Origin of the sequence: Nonomuraea sp. H19, from assembly GCF_052068215.1 — a bacterium.
Classification (GTDB): Bacteria; Actinomycetota; Actinomycetes; order Streptosporangiales; family Streptosporangiaceae; genus Nonomuraea.
Genome location: NZ_JBQHCV010000002.1, coordinates 468,239 through 489,986, shown reverse-complemented (window position 1 = coordinate 489,986; position 21,748 = coordinate 468,239). Strand labels below are relative to the sequence as shown.

Sequence of the window (21,748 nt, the reverse complement as noted above, 5' to 3'; positions counted from 1 at the left end):
GTTCGCCCGTCACCGCCGCGGTGTCGGGGGGCTACTGGCGGCCCGGCGCGCGACTTGGGGGTTAATACCCTGACCTGGTGAGACGTCGCATAGGCTGGCTGGATGAAACGTGCTGCCACCATGGCGTTCGTGGTGCTCGCGTCCGTTTCGTGTGGCGCGGCGGAGCCGGTCGCGTCGCCCGCTCGTGAGCCCCTGACATCCGCTCCCGCATCCGGGACGCCCGGCTCGCCGACGCCCAAACCCGACACGGCCACGCCGAGTCCGACCGCCCCGCCCGCGTTCAGCGCCAAGGTCTCGAAGATCGCGCGCGACCGGCTGCCCTACTCGTGGCGGCCCGGCTGCCCGGTCCACTACCGGGACCTGCGGCTGATCACGATGACCTACTGGGGGTTCGACAACAAACCGCACACGGGCGAGCTGGTCGTGCGCTCGACCGTCACCGACGACATCGTGACGGTCTTCAGGAAGCTGTACTCGTGGCGCTGGCCCATCAAACAGATGAAGCTGGTGGACGCGTACAAAGCGGACGACTTCGCCTCGATCGAGGTCGACAACACCTCGGCCTTCAACTGCCGCCGTGCTACGGGGTCAAGCAACTGGTCCAACCACGCCTACGGCGAAGCAATCGATATCAATCCCCGCGAAAATCCATATGTCACCGCAAGCGGTAGCACAGCACACGAAAATGCCAAAAAGTACACCAAACGCCCAATGAAGGGCAAGGGTGTTGTGAATCCCGGTGACAAGGTGGTCAAGGCCTTCACACAGGTCGGCTGGGAGTGGGGCGGCTACTGGTCCGGTGCAAAGGACTACCAGCATTTCTCCAAGGGCGGAGGCTGAGACAATCGCCCCATGGCGGCTAAGGACGGCGACGGCTGGGCGCAGTGCTCACAAGGACACCGGCATTGGGGGGTGCACGGCGCTTCCGGGCTCCTCGTCGTACACCATGACGACCTCGGCGTGCCGTACGTGCTCATGCAGAAACGCTCCTGGTGGAGCCACCACGGCGGCACGTGGGGGCTGCCTGGCGGGGCCCGCGACAGCCACGAGGACGCCGTCGCCAGCGCGTTGCGCGAGGCGCACGAGGAGGCGGCGCTCGGCGCCGAAGGGCTGCGGGTGCAGGGCGTCTACCTCGACGACCACGGCGGCTGGACCTTCGAGACGGTGATCGCCGAGTCGGCCGAGCGGCTGGCCGCGGCGCCCGCCAACAACGAGAGCAGCGAGATGCGCTGGCTGGCCCTGCCCGAGGTCGCCGCGCGGCGGCTGCATCCCGGGTTCGCGGCGACGTGGGGCGAGGTCCAGGGCATGCTCAAGCCGGAGACCATTGTGCTCGACGTGGCGAACATCGTCGGCGCGCGTGCCGAGCACGGCTGGTGGCGCGACCGGGTGGGGGCGGCGACCCGGCTGCTGCAGGAGGTGGCGGGGCTCAGGCTCGCGCATCCGATCCTGGCGCAGTGGTTCCCCAGGGTGGTGGCGATCGTGGAAGGCGCGGCCAGGAGCGTGCCGGACGTGCCGGGGATCCAGGTGGTCGCGGCCACGGGCAGCGGGGACGACGCGATCGTGGGCGTGGTGCGCCAGGCCAGGCCGTGGGAGCGCGTGGTGGTCGTCACCGCGGATCGAGGGCTGAAGGAGCGGGTCGGCGAGCTGGGTGCCGAAACCGTGGGCCCGAAATGGCTGCTGTCCCAGCTCGGCCGGCGGTAGCCAGGGTGAGTGAAGCACGGCACCGGCCGTGGTCACAGCTCCGCGGGGTGGACGCTGTCGAAGACCGCCTTGAGGCCCGTCACGTCGAGCACGCGTTGGAGCACGCCGTGCACCCCGACCAGGCGTAACGACCCGGCGTGCGCGGCCACCCTGCGCTGGTGCTCGACCAGTGTCCAAAGACCGCTGGAGTCGCAGAACTCCAGCCGGGTCGCGTCCACCACGACCTGCACCCGACCCTCGGCGAACAGCTTCACCAGGTGCTCCTGGAGCAGCGGCGCGGTGAGCTTGTCCAGATCGCCGTCGAGGCGCACGAGCACTCCGGGCTCCCCGCGCTCCACCTCGACGTTGAGATCGGCCACCTCCTGAACGTACACCCCTGTCACCACAGCCGCTATCGTGGTTTCCGCACGGGAGGGTTCGCATAGTGGACGAGTGCAGCCGCCTTGAAAGCGGCCAGGTCAGCGATGGCCTCGTGGGTTCGAATCCCACACCCTCCGCCGAACGACGAGAAACCTGCTCGTTGGACTGCCGCCCCGTTGCGGTGCCTGGTCAAGGCCCGCAGCGGCAGTCCACGTAGCAGATTTCTCGTCGTCATTCGCGCAGGCCCGCGAACCCGTCGCCCACGCAGGCGGCGAGCTGGAGATAGGCGTCCCTGGTCGTCTCCTGGAGCCGGTCGAGGTCCATCTCCGCGCCCTCCTCCAGATGCGGGTCGTAGGGCACCCGGATCACCGCGCGGCACCTGGCGGCGAAATGCGCCTCCAGCTTCTTGATGTCGACCGCGGACTTCGAGCGCGGCCTGACGCTGCACAGCACCACGGTCGCGTTCTTCACCAGGTCGGCGTAGTGGTGTGCCTCCAGCCAGTCGAGGGTGGCGGAGGCGGCCCTGGCGCCGTCCACCGACGGGGAGCTGACCAGCACGATCTGGTCGGCGAGGCCGAGCACGCCGCCCATGGCGGAGTGGAGCAGGCCGGTGCCGCAGTCGGTGATGCAGATCGAGTAGAAGTTCTCCAGCACCTGCGCGACGTCCTGGTAGTCGGAGCCGCTGAACGCCTCGGAGACCGACGGGTCGCGGTCGGAGGCGAGCACCTCGAGCCTCGAGGGCGCCTGCGAGGTGAACGCCCTGATGTCGACGTACCGCTTGACCTGGTCGCGCTCATTGAGCAGGTCGCGCACGGTGGCCGAGGTCTCCAGGACGAGCTTGTCGGAGAGGGTGCCCCGATCGGGGTTGGCGTCCACGGCGATGACCCGGTCGCCCCGCACCTGGGCCAGAGTGGCGCCGAGACCGACCGTGGTCGTGGTCTTGCCCACGCCGCCCTTCAGGCTCAGCACGGCCACGCGGTGGTGTCCTGTGGTCACCGGGGTGCGGGCCCTGGCCACGAGCTCGCGGCGGCGGCGGACCTCCGGCGGCTCGCCCGGCTTGATCCAGCCGCCCGACGCCTTGTAGACCAGGCGGCGCCAGCCCTTGGAAGGGGCGTTACGCCTTCCGCGTAGCAGGAACTCCGGGTCGAGGCTTTCGGCGGTCGGCCGGCCGGTGGCCGGCGGCCTGGGCGGGGCGGTGAACACGGGGATGGGGGCCGGGCGGCGGCGCGGCGCGGGAGGCGGCGGGATCTCGCGCTCCGCCGGTCGCCATTCCTGCTGCTCCGTCCACTGGGGACGCTCCGGCTCCTGGCGCCGCAGCGGCTCCGGCCGCTGCAGGACCGGTTCGGTGCGCTGGTGCGTGGGCTCCGGCCGCTGCTGGATCGGCTCCGGGGGCTGCTCCACCGGCTCCAGCCGGGGCCGGACCGGCTCCGGACGCTCCTTGGGCTCCGTCCACTTCAGGAGCTCGTTGCGCGGCTGGGTCTCGGCCCACGACTCCTCCTTCTCAGCCTGGGCCGGCTCCTCGGGCGGCTCGCGCCGCGGCTCCGCGCTGGACGGCTCGGCCGGCCGCGACCAGTCAGGCTTCGGCCACGTCTCCTCCGCCTCCTCCGGCTTGCCGATCTCCTGCGGCGTGAACGACAGCGTGTGGGTGTCGGTGTCGTCGGGCCGCGGCAACGGCTTGAGCGGGGCGAGGAAGGGATCCGTGCCCTCCTGGCTCTGCGACGGCGGCGCCTTCGGCTCCTCCGTCGTGCCGGCCTTGCCGAGCCACTCCCCGGCCTCGCTCTCCGCCTCCGGAAGGTCCTCGGCCGCCTCGGCGCCGTACACGGAGTCGACGGCCGCGCGGAACAGCGGCGGCGTCGGCGTGTCGGGCTGCGTGGAGACCAAACCCCACGGGTCCTTGGGGTACGGCGAGGCGATGGGCTCGTCGGCAGAAGCAGTCGAGGCGCTGACCGGGACCGGAGCCTCTTCCGTGTCCTTGATCGCGTCCAGCCATGCCAGCTGTTCCTCGAGAGATTCTTCTCGATCGTGTCTTGCCACCGTGTTCCCCCTCGGGTGGGTCTAAAGGGGTAGCAAATATTCTTGCAGGTTAACGCTCTTGGTTACCGTGCAGCCCGGCAACCCACAAGTTCTTTGCCCGGCTACCGTGGTTCGCATGCGAGCCATTGAGATCATCGAGCCCGGCGGGCCCGAGGTGCTGGAGTGGCGCGAGGTGCCCGAGCCGCGTCTCGAGCGCGGAGACGTGCTCATCGACGTGGCCGCCTCGGCGGTCAACCGCGCCGACGTCCATCAACGCAACGGATTCTACGACCCGCCGCCCGGCGCGCCTCCGTACCCGGGGCTGGAGGTCTCCGGCGTGGTCGCCGAAGTGGGCGCGGACGTCGAGCAGTTCAAGGTCGGGGACGAGGTGTGCGCGCTGCTGGCCGGCGGCGGTTACGCCGAGCGCGTAGCGGTCCCCTGGCAACAGGTGATGCCGGTGCCGGACGGCGTGCCGTTGCCGGTGGCGGCCGCGCTGCCCGAGGCGGCGTGCACGGTCTGGTCCAACGTGTTCATGGTCGGGCGGCTGCGCAGGGGCGAGACGCTGCTGGTGCACGGCGGGGCCAGCGGAATCGGGACGTTCGCGGTGCAGCTGGCCAAGGCGCTCGGCTCGCACGTGGTCGCCACCGTCGGCTCGGCGGACAAGGCCGAGCGTGTCCGGCAACTGGGCGCCGACGAGGTCGTCAACTACCGCGAGGGGGACTTCGCCGAGAAGGTCAAGGCCGACGTCATCCTCGACATCATGGGCGCCAAATACCTCGCGGGGAACGTACGGGCACTCCGCACCGGCGGCCGGCTGGTGGTCATCGGCCTGCAGGGCGGCCGCAAGGCCGAGCTCGATCTCGGCGCCCTGCTCGCCAAGCGAGCGTCCGTGCACGGCACCACGTTGCGCGCGCGGCCGGTCGACGAGAAGGGCGTCATCGTCCGGAGCGTCGTGGACAACGTCTGGCCGCTGGTCGGCGCCGGTGCCGTGCGTCCCGTGGTGTACGCCGAGATTCCCATGGCGGAAGCGGCCGAGGCACACCGTATGTTGGATTCGGGCGAGCACGTCGGCAAGATCCTGCTAGTACGGTGAGTGTTATGAATGCTGAGGACAACAACACCCCCCACATCGTGGTGGTGGGCCCCGACTTCCAAAGTCAGGGCGATAACGGCGAAGACGACCGCTCGGTCACCAACCTGGTCGAGCAGCCCGCCAAGGTGATGCGCATCGGCAGCATGATCAGGCAGCTTCTCGAGGAGGTCCGCGCGGCCCCGCTCGACGAGGCCAGCCGCAAGCGGTTGAAGGAGATCCACCAGTCCTCCATCAAGGAGCTGGAGGACGGCCTGGCGCCGGAGCTGGTGGACGAGCTGGAGCGGCTGTCTCTTCCGTTCACCGAGGAGAACGGCGCGCCGCCGAGCGACGCCGAGCTTCGCATCGCGCACGCCCAGCTCGTCGGCTGGCTGGAGGGGTTGTTCCACGGCATCCAGACCACGCTGTTCGCGCAGCAGATGGCCGCCCGTGCCCAGTTGGAGCAGATGCGCAGAGCGTTGCCCGGTGTGCCGCAGGGCGATGACCAGCAGCCGCGACCGCACGGCTCGGGCCCTTACCTCTAAAACAGCTTCTCCAATACCTGCGCGACGCCGTCGTCGTTGTTGGCCGCGGTGATGTGGTCGACCGCCGCCAGCACGTCGGGGTGCGCGTTCGCGACCGCGTACGACGTGCCTGCCCAGCTCAGCATGGGCAGGTCGTTCGGCATGTCACCGAACGCGATGGCCTGCGACCGCTTGATCTCGTGCTGCCCCGCGAGCGCCGCCAGGGCGGTCGCCTTCGTCACGCCCTGGGCGCTCATCTCGATCAGGCCCCTCCCGCTGGAGTGCGTGGCGGTCACCAGATGGCCGACCAGCTCGTGGACAGTGGCGTGAAGTTCGTCGGCGCCCATGTGCGGGTGCAGGGCCAGCAGTTTGGCGCATGGACGCGATGTCACCGAGTCGACACACACCGCTCCGGCGCCCTTACGATCCAGGCCACCGAGCAGGAAATCGGACTCATGTGCAAAACCCACTTCATACTCGACCGAAAATACGAGTTCGGACACGTTCGCTCGTAGCTGAGCGACGACTTCCTCGAGTACGTCGACGGTGATGAGGTGAGATTCAACTATCCGTTCGGTATGCAGATCGTAGATCAGCGCTCCGTTCGCACAGATGGCGATCCCGTGGTGACGTACCGCATTGGCGACCCCACCCATCCACCGCGGCGGCCTCCCTGTGACGAACACCAGCGTAGACCCCGATTCCTCGACTCTGCCGAAGGCGGCGACCGTGCGCGGAGACACGGTTCCGTCCGTGCGCAACGCGGTGCCGTCGAGGTCGGTGGCCACTAGACGCGGTGCGGGAAGGCTCTGCATAACAGGTTCCAGTTTGCCCGGTGATGCCGCCTGACAGAAATCTTCCTAGGGACGGGAACACCAACGCGCCAGAATGGTGTTAGATGTGGAAGCGTTGTATTAGCTGATCCCGTAGTGAAAACCAGCATGACTTTGTCTGAGCCACCCCGGGGTGCTTGCTGTACGACACACCGGGACCCACGAGGTGTGGGTCCCATAGATTCACATCCTGAGGGAGAGCTTTTATGGCTCAGGGAACCGTCAAGTGGTTCAACGCCGAGAAGGGCTTCGGCTTCATCGCCCCGGACGGCGGTGCGCCGGACGTGTTCGTGCACTTCTCCGAGATCGTCGGCAACGGCTACCGCAGCCTTGAAGACGGCCAGCGGGTCGAGTTCGAGATCACGCAGGGCCAGAAGGGGCCGCAGGCCTCTCAGGTCCGAGCCATCTGACCTGTAACAGCTAGACAGACCGGGGTTCGCTTCCAGCGGGCCTCGGTCTTTTGCGTGTGTCGGGTTGGTCACGGGTGGGACAACCGCTGAACCACCCGGCGTCCTCCTCCATCGACCTCTATATGAGGTACGCGTGGTTATGCCACCCCGTGACCGTTGCCGGGGTAATCGTGCTCTTGGTGAACGACCACCTGCTCAAACAGGCCTGGCCCGGGCTCCTCACGGGCAAGCTCAGCGACGTGGCCGGCCTGGTCGTGGCGCCGGCCCTGCTGGCGCTGCTCTTCTGGCGCCGGGCCGACCTGGCCGCCACGGTGCTGACCGGGGTGGCGTTCGCGCTCGTGAAGACCACGGAGGCGGGCGCTGAGCTCGCCTCCCATGCCTGGACCCTCGTGGCGGGCCCATCGCGCGTCCTGGCCGATCCTACGGACCTCCTCGCCCTTCCGGCGCTCGCCCTGGCCTGGTGGGTACGCCGCCGCAGCCTCACGGCCCCTTCCTCCGCACGGTGGCGGATCATCGTGACGATGCCGATGGCCGTGCTGGCGGTCACCGCCACGTCCTCCTCCGCCGGACCGCCCGCGGCCGACTCCGTCCACGTGAAGGACGGCCGGATCACCGTATCCACCGATTACGGGACCGCCTGGTCCTCCGAGGACGGCGGGCTCACCTGGTCGGACAGCGGCGATCAGCAGGACGAACTCCGGCCGCCCGCCGGGTGCGTGCCCTATCAGGCGACGCGCTGCTACCGGTTGGTGCCCGGCCGGATGGCCGTGGAGCAGTCCGACGACGCCGGCACCACCTGGCGTCCGTCGTGGTCACCGTCCGGGGACGACCTCAAGCGCCTCACCAGGCGGTACGACGACGCGTCCAGGCTGCGCTCGATGGCCCTCGGTGTGCAGGCCCGGCCCGATGGTCATGTCGTGGTCGTCGCGAACGGCCTGGACGGCATCCTGGTCCGCGACGTGGCGGGTACGTGGCGGCGGGTGGGCTGGCCGGACGGCACCGAGAACAACCCGGTGGACCTGTCTCCCGAGATCTTTGTGGCGATCTTCCTGGCCGGGTGCACGCTGTTCGGGGCCGCCGGGGCCGGGCTGCGCCGGCATCACGGCGTCTACCTGGGCTTCGCGGCGGCCGCCTGCCTCAGTTTCTTCGCCCTGAGCAACTCGGATCAGCTCCGCCTTCCAGGCGACTTGGAGGCCTGGGTAAGGCTCGTCGGCGTGTGCACGATCCTGACAGGCATCGTGGTGTGCTTCGCGCTGCTGATCGCCGGGCGGGCGCGGCCCGCACCCGTGGCCGTCGGGGTGCTGGCCGCGCCACTGGTCTACATGAGCGTCTCCACGCCCTTCCACGGCTGGGCCGCCGGCACGCCCGGACCTTACTGGGTCGCCGTCGTGCTGGCCGTGCTGCTGACCGCCCTGGTGCTGCTGGGGAGCGTCGCCCTCGTCAGGAGCGACGCCCGCCGCGCGAGCTCCCGGACGCCCCCTACTTGGCCGGAGTGAGCACGTCGAGGCCCACGTATGGCCGTAGCGCCTTGGGGACCATCACGGAGCCGTCGGCCTGCTGGTGGTTCTCCAGGATCGCCACGATCCAGCGGGTGGTGGCCAGCGTGCCGTTGAGCGTGGCCAGGTGGCGCGGCTTGCCGTCCTTGTCGCGGAAGCGGGCGGCGAGCCTGCGGGCCTGGAACTCGGTGCAGTTGGAGGTCGAGGTCAGCTCGCGGTAGCGGCCCTGGGTGGGGATCCACGCCTCGCAGTCGAACTTGCGGGCGGCCGACATGCCGAGGTCGCCCGCGGCCGTGTCGATGATCCGGTAAGGGACCTCGATCTTGGCCATCATGTCCTTCTCCCAGGCGAGCAGGCGCTGGTGCTCCTCGTGCGCGTCCTCCGGGCGCACATAGGAGAACATCTCCACCTTGTCGAACTGGTGGACGCGGATGATGCCCCGGGTGTCCTTGCCATACGAGCCGGCCTCGCGGCGGAAGCACGACGACCAGCCCGCGTAGCGCAGCGGCAGCGCGGCGCCGTCGACGATCTCCTGGGCATGATAGCCGGCCAGCGACACCTCCGACGTGCCGACCAGGTAGAGGTCGTCCTCGGGGAGCCGGTAGATCTCCTTGTCGTGGGCCACGTGGAAGCCGGTGCCCTGCATGGTCTCCGGTTTGACCAGCACCGGCGTGATCATCGGCGTGAACCCGGCCTCGATCGCCTGCTGCATGGCCATGTTGAGCAGGCCCAGCTGCAGGCGCGCCCCGACGCCCTTGAGGAAGAAGAACCGCGCGCCGGACACCTTGGCGCCCCGCTCCATGTCGATGGCGTCGAGCGCCTCGCCGAGCTCCAGATGGTCCTTGGGCTCGAAGTCGAACACCCTCGGCTCACCGTGGGTCTCCAGCACCACGTAGTCGTCCTCGCCGCCGGGCGGCGCGCCCTCCTCGACGAGGTTGGGCACCGACTGCAGGAGGCCGTCGAGCTCGGCCCCGAGCTTCTCCGCCTCGGCCTCGGCGGCCTTGACCTGGCTCGCGAGGTCCTTGGCCCGCTGCAGCAGCGCGGCCTTCTCCTCGCCCTGCGCCTTGGAGACCGACTTGCCCATGCTCTTCTGCTCCGCGCGCAGAGTCTCGAACGAGGTCAGCGCGGATCGGCGGCGCTCGTCGAGGTCGAGCAGCGTGTCGACGACAGAGTCGTTCTCACCGCGGGCACGCTGCGACGCCCGTAGCCGGTCGGGATCCTCACGAAGGGTACGCAGGTCAATCACAAGGAAAGGCTACCTTCGCGGGACGGCGACCCGCCCCTTGGTTTGCCTCACGCGAGTGCCCGCGCCGCGGACCGCTTACGAAGCGATGACATCCGCGCCGCTTCGAGAGCGCGGAGCCGTACCGTTGAGTCGTGAACATGCGCATCCTGGTGGTCGAGGACGATCCGACCGTGTCCGAGGTCGTGGCCCGCTATCTGGAGCGCGACGGGCACGACGTCGAGTGCGTGGGCGACGGCGCGGAGGCGCTGCGCAGGGCGCTGGCGCAGCCGCCGGACCTCATGGTGCTCGACCTGATGCTGCCCAAGCTCGACGGCCTGCAGGTGTGCAGGAAGCTCAGGGAGCGCTGGCCGGTGCCGGTGATCATGCTGACCGCGCTCGGCGAGGAGATCGACCGGGTCGTCGGCCTGGAGACGGGCGCCGACGACTACGTGACCAAGCCGTTCAGCCCGCGCGAGCTGGCGCTGCGCGTGCAGTCGGTGCTGCGGCGGGCCCGCGGCGCCTCCGTCACCGGCGGCACCGGGGTGCTGCGTGACGGGGATCTGGTAGTGGACGTGGGCGCCCATGAGGCGCGGCTGCGTGGGGCCGAGGTGATGCTGACCGCCCGGGAGTTCGACCTGCTGGCCTACCTCATGCGCAACCCGCGCCAGGCGTTCAGCCGCTCGGCGCTGCTGAACCAGGTCTGGGGATGGTCGTTCGGCGACTCGTCCACCGTCACCGTGCACGTCAGGCGACTGCGGGAGAAGATCGAGCCCGATCCGACCGCGCCACGCAGGATCGTCACGGTGTGGGGGGTCGGATACCGGTACGAGCCTTTGGAAGGCGGTTCCTGATGTCGCCGGCCGTGTCCGCCGAGCAGCTGCCGGTCGTCGTGGCCGTCGCCGCGGGGCTCGGGCTGCTGGTGGCGCTCGCGGGCATCTGGCTGATGTGGCGGCTGCGCACCAGGTCCATCGGGGTGATGATGGCCGTGGTCGTGGTGGTCGCCGTGGCGGCCACGCTGGCCGGCGTGGTGGCGATCACCATGAAGATGATCATCGAGGGACCGGTCAAGGACTTCGTGCTCAGCGTGGTGGCCGTCGGCGGGCTCGTGGGGCTGGGGGTGGCGTTCGTACTGGCCAAGCGGGTGGTGCGGGAGAGCAGGCGGCTCGTGGCGGCCGTGGGCGAGCTGCCGTTCGTCGCCCCCCAGGGACTGCCCGCCGAGCTGCAGACGATCGCCAACACGCTGGAGGAGGCGTACGCGCGGGAGCGGGCACTTGAAGGGGCGCGGCGCGAGCTCGTCGCCTGGGTGAGCCACGACCTGCGCACCCCGCTGGCCGGGATGCGCGCCATGGCCGAGGCGCTGGAAGACGGGGTCGTGTCCGATCCCGGGACGACCGCGCGCTACCACAGGCAGATCAAGCTGGAGGTGGAGCGGCTGTCGTCGATGGTCAACGACCTGTTCGAGCTGTCGCGCATCCACGCGGGTGCGCTGCGGCTCTCGCGGGCCAGGATCGGGCTGGCCGACCTCGTCGCCGACACTCTCGCCGGCGCCGAGCCGCTCGCAAGAGCCAAAGGCGTGGTGCTCACGGCCGAGGCGGCGGCGACCGTACCGGTGGAGGCCGACGCGGGGGCGTTGGGGCGGGCTCTGGGAAACCTCGTGGTCAACGCCATCCGGCACACGCCCTCGGACCGGACCGTGGTGCTGCGGGCCGGAGTGGACGAGGGGATGGCGTGCCTGTCGGTCACGGACTGTTGCGGAGGGATCCCCGAGGAGGATCTGACCCGGGTGTTCGACGTGGCTTTCCGGGGGGAGGCGGCTCGCACTCCTACCGCTGACGGTGGCGCCGGGCTCGGGCTGGCCATCGCGCAGGGCATCGTAGAGGCGCACCACGGAGTGATCGAGGTGGTCAACGACGGGCCGGGATGCCGGTTCGAGATCCGGCTTCCCCTGGTCAGCGGCTGACGGCCGATCCCCTCACGGCCGGCGGCTCCTCCTCCGGGCCGGCTGTTGCGATCCGGTCGGCCTCCGGCCGCGTGCCGAACGACTCCGACATCGCCCGGAAGGTCGGGCAGGGCCAGCGCCACATGCAGCTCCGGCACCGCAGTATCGGGTGGGCGGTGTCGCTGGTGATGCCGCCCGCGTCCCGCGGCTGGTGGAGGTCGAGCAGCCGGAGCCCGAGCTCGGCGAACCTGAGCAGGTCCGTACGGGCGCCGGCGAGGAAATCGAGGTCCTCGGTCGCCAGCCGGGTCCGGATGGGCACGTAGCCTTCGTGGTTGACCAGGACACGGAGTCGCCCGGCTTCTTCATGCCATGACGTCGCCTTCTCTGTGCGGATGAGGATGGTCTCCAGGCGCTCGCGGAGCCCTTGGCGCTGAGGATCTTCAGGTTTCTCGGCGTTCATCGACGCGGGGCCCGTGAGTCGTGCCCCAGCCCCTACTTCGGGATCTCGCGGTGACGGTTCCGGTATCACGCTGTCAAGCTTCGCGTACTCTCCGTTTCCATGGAGCCCAAACGGAGGACAAAAACCTGTGGTTGCCCTATCGGCGTGACAACGTGACCGGAAGCCTCCGCCCCGCTAGCCTGCCCATGTGGAGCTCAAGGTCTCGACCCGATCACATGCCGGGTGCGCACTCGTTTCCGTCACCGGAGAAATCGACCTCTACACGGCGCCCCACCTGCAATCCGAGTTCACTCGGCTGCTGCAGGACGGGCCGAGCCGGGTGGTCATCGACATGTCCGCCGTGGATTTCTGCGACTCCACGGGGATGAATGTGCTGTTGTCAGCGCTCAAACGGATGAAGGAGCGGGGCGGGGCCCTCGAGGTGGCCGCGCCGCGTCCGGCCGTACGCAAGATCCTGCAGGTCACCGGGCTGGACTCGGTGTTCACCGTGCATGAGGAGGTGCCGCGGGAGTTCCTCATAACCGAGGGATCCTGACTGAGCCCTCGGCTTCGACGGCATGACAGGTGCGGGGTCGCGTCGGACCGCCGCGCTGCTAACGTGCCCAGAGGGAGCCGCGTCGGCCGGGGACTCGGGTGGAGGCGTTGTCTGTGCGATGGAGTGACGATCAGTGACCGGTGACACGGCGGTCATCATCCCGGCCGTCAACGAAGCCGACCGCATCGCGGCCACCGTCAAGGCGGCCGCGGCCCTGCCCGGCGTGGGCCTCGTCGTGGTCGTGGACGACGGCTCCAGGGACCAGACCGGGCGGGCGGCCCGCGCGGCGGGCGCCCGCGTGGTGCGGCACAGCCGCAACCGGGGCAAGGCCGCCGCGATGGAGACCGGAGCGGAGGCCGTGCGCCTGCTCGACGAGGACGCCGCCCCGCGTCACCTGCTCTTCCTCGACGCCGACCTTGGCGCGACGGCCGCCGCCGCGGCGCCGCTCATCGAGCCGATACGCGCGGGCGAGGCCGACATGACGATCGCCGTGTTCGCGACCAGGGTGAAGCTGGGCGGCCACGGCCTGGTGGTGCGCCTGTCCAAGGAAGGCATCCGGCGAGCGACCGGCTACGAGCTCGCCCAGCCGCTCAACGGCCAGCGCTGCCTCACCAGAGCCGCCTTCGAGGCGGCCCGGCCGCTGGCGCACGGGTTCGGCGTGGAGACCGCGCTGACGATCGACCTGCTGCGCAAGCGATACCGGATCGCGCAGGTCGAGGTGGAAATGGCGCACCGCGCCACGGGAACGGATTGGCGCGCGCAGCTCCACCGCGCGATCCAGCTCCGGGACGTGGCGCGCGCGCTGGCCACGCGGGACCCCCTCGTCACCCAAAACCTCGGCAAAGTCCGCCCCAAACGCTGACCGCATCCCTGGCCTCGTCACTTCGCATGATCGGCTCTGCCGGAAATGTGCAGCCGGGCTGTGGGCGCGGGCCGAAGGCATCGGGCGGGTGTGCTGGAATTTGCGGGTGACTTCGGAGACTCGGCACGACAAGGCACGGGGCCGGCTCGCGAGCGTGGCCATGGGGGCGATCGGTGCCTCGATCCTGCTGACGATCACCATCGGACTGCTGGGCCCGTCGCCCATGGTCCCCGCGCTGAGCGGACCCGCCTGGCACCCGCCGTACTCTCTCGACGTCCACCCCGACCCGCACCTGGTGATCGTCCTCGCCGCGGCGGCGATCGTCCTCGGCGGCCTCGGCCTCCTGGCCGCCTTGCGCACGGCGGCCGACGCCCGGACTCTCGTCACGATCGGCTGCATGGCGGCCGGGATCCTCGCGTTCCTGCCTCCCTCTGGCTCCGGCGACCATCTCAACTACGCCGCGTACGGCCGCACGGTGACCCTCGGCCTCAGCCCGTACACACATGGGGCCGTCGACCTGGCGGGCGACCCCATCGCGGGCGCGGTCGAGGAGCCGTGGCGTGAGGAGCCGAGCGTGTACGGCCCCGTGGCGACGGCGTTGCAGGCGGTGGCGAGCTGGATCGGCGGCGACTCGCTACGGCTGACGATCTTCGTGCTGGCGCTGTTCAACGCCGCCGCCTTCATCGCGACCGGCCTCCTCATCGACCGTTTCACCCGGCACGACCCGGTCAGACGCGGGCGGGCGGCGCTGCTGTGGACGGCCAACCCGCTCCTGCTCTACCACCTGGTCGCCGGCCTGCATGTGGACACCCTCGCCATCGCCTGCATGGTGGCCGCGCTCCTGGCCAGGAGCCGCCCCGTGGGCGCGGGAGCCCTGCTCGGGCTGGGGGTGGCGATCAAGCTCAATGCCGGACTCGTGGCCCTGGGCCCGGCCTGGGAGCTGCGCCGCCGCCCCGCCCGCCTGGCGCTCATGGCGGCGTGCGCGCTCGCGCTGGTGATCGCCGGGTACGCCATCGCCGGGCCGGAGGCCATCGCGCCGGTGACGCGCACCAGCAAGGCGATCTCGCATGCCTCGTTCTGGAAGCTCGTCCAGGGCTGGCTCCAGTCCGTCGTGGGCACCGGCAGCGCCTATCGGGGCGAGATCCAGGTCGGCTCTCTTCTGGTGCTCGCGCTGGTCGCATGGTCGCTGCTCCGCCTGGCCGCACGCACGCACAGCACGGGCGGGATGGAGGCGCCGGTCGTGGCGGCGGGGCTGGCGGTGGCGTACGTGTTCGCGACACCATACGTCCTGCCCTGGTACGACGGGCTGGCGTTCGGCATGCTGGCGCTCGTGGCCGCCTCGGCGGTGGACGGGTTCGTGGTCGTCCATCTGCTGGCCCTGTCCCTCGCCTACCTGCCTGCCCGGGTCGAGGATCAGCCCGGGGACCTTGACTGGCTCAGGACCGTGGTCCGGCCTCAGATGGCCTGGGTGCTCCTTGCCCTGACCGTTGCTCTGGTGGTGTGGGCGTGGCGAGCTGCAGGGCGCGAACGCACGCCGCCAGCGTCAGCGGGACGGCGACCGTCAGTGCCATAGCCGGGATGGCGATGCCCGAGTCGTTGATGAGGAAGCCGACGAAAGCGCATGTCAGCGCGCCGAACAGGCCTGCCCGGAGCGTGGGGGCCAGAGTGTAGGCCTGACCGAGCGCCGCCGCGCCCCAGCGCGAAGGACGGGCCAGCACCAGGAAGAGGAAGGCCAGCGCGACCAGCGAGAGGAGGGTCAGCGACCAGTTGCCCACGGTCACGCCGATCATGGCACTGAACTTGCGGCCGACGACGGTCCACGCCTGACCGTCGATCACCTGCTGCACGAAGGCGCCCAGGTGGGTCCGCTGGGCCTCGGGACGCAGCCAGTCGAACACGGCCAGCGCGCTGACCAGCACCGCTCCCGCCAGGCCGACGAGCAGGAGCCTCAGCACCGACACGCGCTTGCCGGAGAGCAGGATGAGGAACACGGCCAGCCCGATCACGAACGCCGGCACGCCGCCGAAGTCCGCGCCCCACGCCGGCCACCCGTCCGCGAAGACCGCGAATCCCCCGTACAGAGCACATACCGCTACGACCACGCGCCTGGACACGCCCCTGCCGAGCAGCCACTGCGCCGCTCCGGCCAGCCCGAGGACGGTGCCCGTGGCGTACACGGCGAACGCGATGTTGCTGAAGCCGTAGAACCGTCCGCCGGTCACGGGCTCATAGCCGGTTACGGCGTTCACCTGCAGGGTGGAGCCGGTCATGACGTCGATGAGGAGAGCGAGCGAGGTGATCGCCGCGACGGCGGTGAGCGGGCCCAGCACGTGAGCCCGCCAAGGACCGGCGAACGCGACTCCGGTGATCAGGCCGGCGATGGCGAGGATCGTCACGATCACCGAGAGCATCGGCACGGGCAGCGTCCACCAGGGCACCAGCTGGGCCAGGAACGTGGAGACGGCGATGGCCCCGCTGACGACGGCGACGACCTGGACGGCTCTCAGCAGCTTGGAGCTGCTCGCCAGATCGGCGCGTGGGGGGTTCGTGGAACGGCGGCGGCGGAGGGCGAGGGCGGCCCAGGCGTAGAAGAGGAGCTGGACCGTCACCAGGACGGTGAAGAACGGCCCGCGGACCTCGCGGAGGACCTGGCTGGCCAGATCGCCGTCCGCCAGCTCCGTCACCGTCTCGGCCGCCGTGGCGGGTGCGGGACCGCCGGCTTGCCAGGGGCGGCCGACGACCTCGCGGGGGGCCTGCAGGCCCAGGAGCTGGATGGCGGTGGCGGTGAGGTCGGTGATCGTGACCAGGGCGTCCTGGCGGGTGGAGGTGGCGGTGAGGTAGCCGTGCGGGAACGGCCGGCCGGTCGCGATCGCCACGTGGAGATGGGCGTTCGTGGTCACGTCGGAGACACCGGCCAGCAGGATGGTCGTGTCGGGTGGCAGCTTGCCGGCCAGAGCGCCGATCTGCTGGTCCGCCCGGGCCACGGCGGCCTGCCGGGCCACGGCCGGCAGCGGGGTGGGGACGCCGTACTCGTCGACCGGCTGCTGGGTCCAGGCGTTCACGAGGTCGGCGACTTCGAGGACGATCAGGTTGTACGGGGTCGGGTCGCCAAGGGCGTCAGCGGTGGCGGCGTATTTAGCGATTTTGCCGGACTTGTCGGCCGCGCCAATCGCGGCGCCCGGGCCGACGGCGGCGACCCGGCCCCCGCCGTCGGTCACCAACTGGCCCAAGGTGCCGAGCTGCGCCGCGTAACCGGTCTCGGACTGGTATGCGGCCAGGGCCGGCCAGTTCGGGATTGCGGCGCCGGCTCCCACGGGATCGGGAGCGGCGGGCGCGGGGCAGCCGCTGCCTGCCGTACCGGCTCGCTGGCCTGCGGAAACGGTCATCCAGCCGGCGGTGGGGCAGGTGATGCCGCGGTCCGGGGGCGGTACGGCGCGGGTCGAGAGGGATGCGGAGGCGCCCCGGCTGACGAGGCTCCACAGGTTGGGGGTTCGCGCCTGGTCGAGGTCGCTCCATTCGAGCCCCGGCACCCCGACAATCGCCACCCGCCCTCGGGCTGCCTGCCCTTGCGCCGCCCCCGCGCGGGCTGCGTCCTCCTGCGCCGTGCCTGCCTGGGCTACATGATTTGGCGCCACCCCGGCCACGGCGGTGTGCTCCCGCAGCACCTCTGCCTGGGCCGCGTGCGCGGTCGCCGGGGCGAGGAGTGCTGCGATGGACAGGGCGAGCAGGAGTGCCGTGGCGAAGGCAGGCCGGGCCGCGCGGCCAAAGGGCCGGCGCGCCCGCGCATGCCGAACGCGACGCGCCTGCGCAAGCGCGTCGCGACGCGACCCGTACCAGCCGTTGTACGGGCCTGGCATGGCGTCGTTTGGCATGTCCGGACCCCCAGCGTCTGCCCCTCGATCAACACAAGCCACGGTAACGTGCCGCATCATGACAAGTGGCGAGGTGCGGGTGATCCGGCGGCAGTGGTGGGCGTGGGCGGTCGTGGCGCTCGTGGTCGCGGCTGCGGTGTCGCCGTTGGTGCTGACATGGCTCACCAACCCGGACGATCAACGGCTGGTCGACCTGGACGTTTACCGTACCGGCGGGCAGGTGCTCCTCGAAGGGCGGCCGGTCTACGACTACTTCACGCCCGCGCCGCAGCTGCTGCCGTTCACGTACCCGCCCATCGCGGCGATGCTGGCCGTGGTGCTCGCCAAGATGTCCTGGGAGACGGCCCAATGGGTGTGGACCGCCGGGATCTTCGTCACGTTGGCCGTGACCGTGGGGTTCTCGTTCAGGCAGGTGCTGAGCGGTGAGTCTCTGCGGAAGTACGTGCCGTGGGCGTTCGCGCTGCTCATGGTGGCCTGCACCTACCTGATGCCGATCAGGGACCAGGTGCGGTTCGGGCAGGTCGACATCATGCTGGTCGCGTTGTGCCTGGCCGACTGCGTGGCGCGGCGGCCGTGGTGGCCGAGGGGGTTCCTGATCGGGCTGGCCACGGCGGTGAAGCTGACGCCCGGCGTCTTCCTGATCTATCTGCTGGTCACCCGGCAGTGGCGGACGTTCTTCATGGCGGCGTTCGTGGCGGCGGTGCTCACGTTGCTGCCGTTCGCGGTGATTCCGCAGGACGCGGCGGACTTCTGGTTCTCGGCGCTGCTCGACCCGACCCGGCTGGGCGCGAACGAGGCCACCACCAACCAGTCGATCCGCGGCATGCTCCTCCGCCTCTATTGGCCGGACGGGCTGACGTCCGTGCTGTGGCTCGCGATCGTGGCCGCGGTCGGCTGGTACGGCTTTCGCGGCGCCCGCGACGCGTACAAAGCGAAGGACCCGGTCACCGCCGTCGCGCTCGTCGGGCTGATGGCCGTGCTGCTGTCGCCGGTGGCCTGGATCCACCACCTGGCCTGGGTGGTCGTGGTGCTCGGCGCGATCGCCGGAGACGGGCGTGACCGGGTCAGGCTGTGGGTGGCGGCTGGCGTGTGGCTGTACTACGTGGTGCCGGTCCCGTGGTGGGGGGTTTCGCTGAAGGCCGCGGACATCCCTGGGGTGAGCCTGGTGCTCGGGAAGATCGTCCAGAACGGGTTCGGACTGGGCGCCTTGGCTCTGGTGTGGTTGTTGGTGTCCTGGTTGCCGAAACGGCGGGAGATCGCCTGACCGAGACGTTACCCTCTGTGACGTGCTCATTACCACATGGTTGATCGTGGGCGTCGTGGCCGGGGTCAGTGGCGTACTGATCGGTTACCTGGCGCTCCGGCAGGCCAGAGCCACGGTGGAGGACTGCCGGCGGATGCTGGCCAGGCAGAGCAGCGAGGGCATGGGTGATCTCAGAGCCATCAGGGACGTGGCCGTCTGCCGGTACGACGCGCTCTCCGAGATGACCGGGCGGCTGTCGTTCTCGGTGGCGATGATCAACGGGTTGGGTGACGGCATCGTTCTGACCTCGATCAACGGCCGGAGCGAGACGCGGACCTACGTTCGTCCTGTGGTGGGCGGGAAGGGCCATCAGCAGCCGCTGTCGCCCGAGGAGGAAGAGGCGGTGCGTGCGGCCAGGCTGGGGCTCGGGCCGCAGGTTTCGTGCCGGGTCTCCGATTCGCTCTGAAGGCCCGCGCCACGCGCTCGGCGGAACGGCCGCAGGCCCGCCAGCCTGCGGTTACTCTTGATGCATGCCCCGACTCGCCTATCTCGGACCCGAGGGGACCTTCACCGAAGAGGCCCTGCGGCTCCTTGACCCCACCGCCGAGCGGCTGCCCTGCGCCACGGTCAGCGCCGCGCTCAACGCCGCCCGCGCAGGCGAGGCCGACGGTGCCGTCGTCCCGCTGGAAAACTCCGTCGAGGGTGCGATCACCACGACGCTCGACGAGTTCGCCTGGGGCGAGCCGTTGCTGATCACCGCCGAGCTGCTGCTGCCCGTGCAGTTCTCCCTGCTGGCCCGGCCCGGCACCGAGATCCCGCACATCAAGCGGGTCTACACGCATCCGGCGGCCATCACCCAGTGCCGCGCCTTCATCGCCCGTGAGCTGCCCGACGCCGTCGTGGTGGCCGCGCCCTCGACGGCGGCCGCGGCCCACGAGGTCTCGCTGCCGGGCTCCCCCTACGACGCAGCCATCGCCGCCCGCATCGCCGGCGAGCACTATGGGCTGGTCGAGCTGGCGACCGACATCGGTGACAGGTCCGACACCGTGACCAGGTTCGTCAAGGTGAGCCGTCCGCGTCCGCTGCCGGAGCCGACCGGCTCCGACCGCACCACGCTGGTCGTCTTCCTGGCCGACGACCACCCGGGCGCCCTGCTGGAGATGCTGACGGAGTTCTCGGTGCGCGGGGTCAACCTGACCCGCATCGAGTCGCGGCCGACCGGTGACGGCATCGGGCGCTACTTCTTCCACTTCGACTTCGAGGGGCACGTCGCCGACGCCCGGGTCGGTGAGGCCATCGCCGGGCTGCACCGCATCTGCGGCGAGGTCCGCTTCCTCGGCAGCTACCCGCGGGCCGACGGCATCGCGCCGCAGATCAAGCGCGGCACGTCGGACGCGGAGTTCGGCGAGGCCGGCGAATGGCTCGCCCGCATCCGCGCCGGCCAGGTCTGACGCCCTCACCGGCGGCGAGAGCTTCCCTTTGGGAAGGTCTAGGGTCATAAACCTCGCGGATCATGCTCCGAGGACGTACGGTGGCTCCATGGGTAGAGTCGTGATGCTCGTCATGGGGACCTTGCTGGGTCTCTTCGTGGTCTTCAACTTCCTGCTGCCGTTGCTGGCAGGGTTGCTCAAGATCGCCCTGGTCATCGGTGTGGTCGCGCTGCTCGTCTTCATCGCGGTCACCGTGCTGGGCAAGTCCCGGTCGCATTGACGCTGTTCCTGATCGACCCGTGGCTGGTCGGGATCACCATGATGGCGATCCTGCTGCTGGCCGTGTGGGCGGCCACGTTGCTGCCCGCCCTCAGTGGGGAGCCGCCGGGCTTTCCGCTGTCTTACGCGCGCCGTACGGCGTTTCTGCGCCAGCGCGACCCCGACGCGGCCGGACGCCCGCGTCCACGCGCCCCTTAGCCACACCCCGCTATTGATCCAGCGGGGCTCGGCATGTCGTGAGCCCTGATCCATCTCGTCATCGTTTGAAGGGCTCATGATCGATTCTCTTGTCACGTTCGTCATCAGCATGTCCGGGGGCAGTGCGGCGCTCGCGATAGTGCTGTTCACGGTGGCCGTGCGGCTGCTGCTGCTGCCGCTCAACGTACGTCAGGCACGCACCGCGAAGATCCGGGAGCGGCTCGCGCCCAAGCTGCTGGAGCTCCGCAAACGCTTCGCCCGCAATCCCGAGCGGCTGGCCAGGGAGACCTCCGCGCTCTACGCCAAGGAAGGCAGCTCGCCGTTCGCCGGAATCCTGCCGGCGCTGGCGCAGTTGCCGTTCATGTGGCTGATGTACCGGGTGGCCACGCATCCGACCGCGCTGGCCGGGCATGACCTTTTCGGCGCGCCGCTGGGTCAGCAGGTGGCCGGGGTTATTGCCAATTACGGTCTGGCCAGTCCACAGGTTTTGGTCTTTGTTGTGGTCATCGCGCTGGTCATTGCGGTGGCATGGCTGTCTACCAGGCAGATCAAGGTGGTCGAGGAGCAGCCCGAGCTGATGAAGAAGATCATGCGGCTGATGCCGTACGGCTCGGTGCTGGCCGTGCTCGTGCTTCCGCTGGCGGCCGGGCTCTATCTGCTCGTGTCCACGGCCTGGGCGACCGGCGAGCGTGCCGTGCTGGCTACCCGGCCTCTTTGAGGGCCGCTGTGACCTGCCCGTTCATCGATCCGTTGGGAGCGGGCAGGATGGCCCAGACTGTTGTGGTGTCCCCGTCGTGGCGCACGCCCCAGCTCTCGGCCACGTATTCCACGATCCCGAGCCCCCGGCCCCCGAGTGAGGACAGGGTCGGGCGGCCGGCGCGTGGCTCGGTGGCCGCGCCCCCGTCGCTGACCGCCACCTCTATGTGATCGTCACTACGAAGCCAGGCGACCCTTACCATCCCGGACGGCAGGGGGTGCGCGTGCCGCAGCGCATTGCTCAGCAACTCGCTCACCACGAGCACGGCGTCATCGATCGCGGTGGAGAAGACCCCGCTGTCCTGCAGGTCAGTGCTCAGACGCTGGCGGGCAACGGCGACGCTGGACGGCGCGTACGGCAGCAGCACCACGCTTGACACACCCACCTCCCCGTTCCCTGTGCCCCCCGCGGGAACACTCCCCGGTACGACCGAAATGCCCCGTTACTCGGTCCCAGAAACCGCATCTCGATCACAGCTTGTACACATTGGACGATAGATCAGCGCAAGCGTGACCACGCCGTTACTGCAACGGTGTGTCGGA

General features: G+C 69.9%; 23 protein-coding genes, 1 tRNA gene and 1 pseudogene. 18 read left to right on the top strand and 7 right to left on the bottom strand.

Annotated features, from left to right (window positions below; all coding sequences use genetic code 11):
* Positions 1-102: 102 nt before the first annotated feature.
* Together ACTMTI_RS06030 and ACTMTI_RS06025 are read left to right on the top strand one after the other, a co-directional pair.
* Entirely contained in the window at positions 103-840 is a 738-nt protein-coding gene (locus ACTMTI_RS06030) for a M15 family metallopeptidase (RefSeq protein WP_441118634.1), read from the top strand.
* 12 nt (positions 841-852) lie between these two features.
* Positions 853-1,701 (top strand): NUDIX domain-containing protein, encoded by an 849-nt coding sequence (locus ACTMTI_RS06025; RefSeq protein WP_441118633.1) that lies wholly within the window; start codon positions 853-855, stop codon positions 1,699-1,701.
* Between the two features lie 32 nt (positions 1,702-1,733).
* Here the strand turns inward: ACTMTI_RS06025 and ACTMTI_RS06020 are convergent, their stop codons facing one another.
* A complete protein-coding gene (locus ACTMTI_RS06020; RefSeq protein ID WP_441118632.1) occupies positions 1,734-2,087 on the bottom strand; it encodes an STAS domain-containing protein in 354 nt (117 codons plus the stop codon).
* 24 nt (positions 2,088-2,111) lie between these two features.
* Here ACTMTI_RS06020 and ACTMTI_RS06015 point away from each other — a divergent pair.
* Positions 2,112-2,198 (top strand) — tRNA-Ser (locus ACTMTI_RS06015).
* 94 nt (positions 2,199-2,292) lie between these two features.
* Here the strand turns inward: ACTMTI_RS06015 and ACTMTI_RS06010 are convergent.
* Positions 2,293-4,095: a nucleotide-binding protein gene (locus tag ACTMTI_RS06010; protein ID WP_441118631.1), complete on the bottom strand. Its 1,803-nt coding sequence runs from the start codon at positions 4,093-4,095 to the stop codon at positions 2,293-2,295.
* 115 nt (positions 4,096-4,210) lie between these two features.
* On the opposite strand from ACTMTI_RS06010, the gene ACTMTI_RS06005 reads away from it, so the two are divergent.
* Positions 4,211-5,167, top strand: coding sequence for an NAD(P)H-quinone oxidoreductase (locus tag ACTMTI_RS06005; protein ID WP_441118630.1), 957 nt, complete (start codon positions 4,211-4,213; stop codon positions 5,165-5,167).
* Between the two features lie 5 nt (positions 5,168-5,172).
* Positions 5,173-5,688: a bacterial proteasome activator family protein gene (locus ACTMTI_RS06000; protein WP_441118629.1), complete on the top strand. Its 516-nt coding sequence runs from the start codon at positions 5,173-5,175 to the stop codon at positions 5,686-5,688.
* On the opposite strand, the gene ACTMTI_RS05995 is transcribed toward ACTMTI_RS06000, so the two are convergent.
* Positions 5,685-6,455, bottom strand: coding sequence for an HAD family hydrolase (locus ACTMTI_RS05995; protein ID WP_441118627.1), 771 nt, complete (start codon positions 6,453-6,455; stop codon positions 5,685-5,687). The two genes, ACTMTI_RS06000 and ACTMTI_RS05995, sit on opposite strands and share 4 nt — an antisense overlap.
* 251 nt (positions 6,456-6,706) lie before the next feature.
* Between ACTMTI_RS05995 and ACTMTI_RS05990 the strand changes: the two genes are divergently transcribed.
* Entirely contained in the window at positions 6,707-6,910 is a 204-nt protein-coding gene (locus ACTMTI_RS05990) for a cold-shock protein (protein ID WP_043619750.1), read from the top strand.
* Positions 6,911-7,089: 179 nt separating this feature from the next.
* A complete protein-coding gene (locus ACTMTI_RS05985; RefSeq protein ID WP_441118626.1) occupies positions 7,090-8,406 on the top strand; it encodes a hypothetical protein in 1,317 nt (438 codons plus the stop codon).
* Here the strand turns inward: ACTMTI_RS05985 and serS are convergent.
* Positions 8,390-9,652 (bottom strand): serine--tRNA ligase, encoded by a 1,263-nt coding sequence (gene serS / locus ACTMTI_RS05980; RefSeq protein ID WP_441118625.1) that lies wholly within the window; start codon positions 9,650-9,652, stop codon positions 8,390-8,392. The genes ACTMTI_RS05985 and serS overlap by 17 nt on opposite strands.
* Positions 9,653-9,789: 137 nt before the next feature.
* On the opposite strand from serS, the gene ACTMTI_RS05975 reads away from it, so the two are divergent.
* Both ACTMTI_RS05975 and ACTMTI_RS05970 read left to right on the top strand, forming a co-directional pair.
* The gene (locus tag ACTMTI_RS05975) at positions 9,790-10,482 is read left to right on the top strand and encodes a response regulator transcription factor (protein WP_441118854.1); all 693 of its coding nucleotides are present in this window, start codon (positions 9,790-9,792) and stop codon (positions 10,480-10,482) included.
* Positions 10,482-11,591 carry a sensor histidine kinase gene (locus tag ACTMTI_RS05970; RefSeq protein ID WP_441118623.1) on the top strand — a complete coding sequence of 370 codons (1,110 nt, stop codon included), beginning with the start codon at positions 10,482-10,484 and terminating at the stop codon, positions 11,589-11,591. Before ACTMTI_RS05975 ends, ACTMTI_RS05970 begins: the two co-directional genes overlap by 1 nt.
* On the opposite strand, the gene ACTMTI_RS05965 is transcribed toward ACTMTI_RS05970, so the two are convergent.
* Complete coding sequence (locus ACTMTI_RS05965) at positions 11,581-11,889, bottom strand: hypothetical protein (protein WP_441118622.1); 309 nt, start codon at positions 11,887-11,889, stop codon at positions 11,581-11,583. The two genes, ACTMTI_RS05970 and ACTMTI_RS05965, sit on opposite strands and share 11 nt — an antisense overlap.
* 328 nt (positions 11,890-12,217) lie before the next feature.
* On the opposite strand from ACTMTI_RS05965, the gene ACTMTI_RS05960 reads away from it, so the two are divergent.
* The 3 genes and pseudogenes from ACTMTI_RS05960 to mptB form a co-directional block, all read left to right on the top strand.
* The gene (locus ACTMTI_RS05960) at positions 12,218-12,565 is read left to right on the top strand and encodes an STAS domain-containing protein (RefSeq protein WP_441118620.1); all 348 of its coding nucleotides are present in this window, start codon (positions 12,218-12,220) and stop codon (positions 12,563-12,565) included.
* 133 nt (positions 12,566-12,698) lie between these two features.
* Positions 12,699-13,427: a glycosyltransferase gene (locus ACTMTI_RS05955; RefSeq protein ID WP_441118618.1), complete on the top strand. Its 729-nt coding sequence runs from the start codon at positions 12,699-12,701 to the stop codon at positions 13,425-13,427.
* Positions 13,428-13,587: 160 nt separating this feature from the next.
* Positions 13,588-14,670, top strand: a pseudogene (gene mptB, locus ACTMTI_RS05950) (polyprenol phosphomannose-dependent alpha 1,6 mannosyltransferase MptB); the annotation flags it as partial.
* Positions 14,671-14,863: 193 nt separating this feature from the next.
* Here the strand turns inward: mptB and ACTMTI_RS05945 are convergent.
* Positions 14,864-17,299, bottom strand: coding sequence for a hypothetical protein (locus ACTMTI_RS05945; protein WP_441118616.1), 2,436 nt, complete (start codon positions 17,297-17,299; stop codon positions 14,864-14,866).
* A gap of 58 nt (positions 17,300-17,357) precedes the next feature.
* Between ACTMTI_RS05945 and ACTMTI_RS05940 the strand changes: the two genes are divergently transcribed.
* The 6 genes from ACTMTI_RS05940 (at position 17,358) to ACTMTI_RS05915 (ending at position 21,167) form a co-directional block, all read left to right on the top strand.
* The gene (locus ACTMTI_RS05940) at positions 17,358-18,563 is read left to right on the top strand and encodes a glycosyltransferase 87 family protein (protein ID WP_441118615.1); all 1,206 of its coding nucleotides are present in this window, start codon (positions 17,358-17,360) and stop codon (positions 18,561-18,563) included.
* Positions 18,564-18,585: 22 nt separating this feature from the next.
* Positions 18,586-19,008 carry a DUF4446 family protein gene (locus ACTMTI_RS05935; protein WP_441118613.1) on the top strand — a complete coding sequence of 141 codons (423 nt, stop codon included), beginning with the start codon at positions 18,586-18,588 and terminating at the stop codon, positions 19,006-19,008.
* A 64-nt stretch (positions 19,009-19,072) separates the two neighbouring features.
* Positions 19,073-19,993, top strand: a complete 921-nt coding sequence (gene pheA, locus ACTMTI_RS05930) for a prephenate dehydratase (RefSeq protein ID WP_441118612.1) — start codon at positions 19,073-19,075, stop codon at positions 19,991-19,993.
* A gap of 88 nt (positions 19,994-20,081) precedes the next feature.
* Positions 20,082-20,252 carry a hypothetical protein gene (locus ACTMTI_RS05925; RefSeq protein WP_441118611.1) on the top strand — a complete coding sequence of 57 codons (171 nt, stop codon included), beginning with the start codon at positions 20,082-20,084 and terminating at the stop codon, positions 20,250-20,252.
* The gene (locus ACTMTI_RS05920) at positions 20,249-20,449 is read left to right on the top strand and encodes a DUF6412 domain-containing protein (RefSeq protein WP_441118609.1); all 201 of its coding nucleotides are present in this window, start codon (positions 20,249-20,251) and stop codon (positions 20,447-20,449) included. Before ACTMTI_RS05925 ends, ACTMTI_RS05920 begins: the two co-directional genes overlap by 4 nt.
* 76 nt (positions 20,450-20,525) lie before the next feature.
* Positions 20,526-21,167 carry a YidC/Oxa1 family membrane protein insertase gene (locus tag ACTMTI_RS05915; RefSeq protein WP_441118607.1) on the top strand — a complete coding sequence of 214 codons (642 nt, stop codon included), beginning with the start codon at positions 20,526-20,528 and terminating at the stop codon, positions 21,165-21,167.
* Here ACTMTI_RS05915 and ACTMTI_RS05910 read toward each other — a convergent pair.
* Positions 21,151-21,585 carry an ATP-binding protein gene (locus ACTMTI_RS05910; protein ID WP_441118606.1) on the bottom strand — a complete coding sequence of 145 codons (435 nt, stop codon included), beginning with the start codon at positions 21,583-21,585 and terminating at the stop codon, positions 21,151-21,153. The two genes, ACTMTI_RS05915 and ACTMTI_RS05910, sit on opposite strands and share 17 nt — an antisense overlap.
* Between the last annotated feature and the right edge of the window lie 163 nt (positions 21,586-21,748).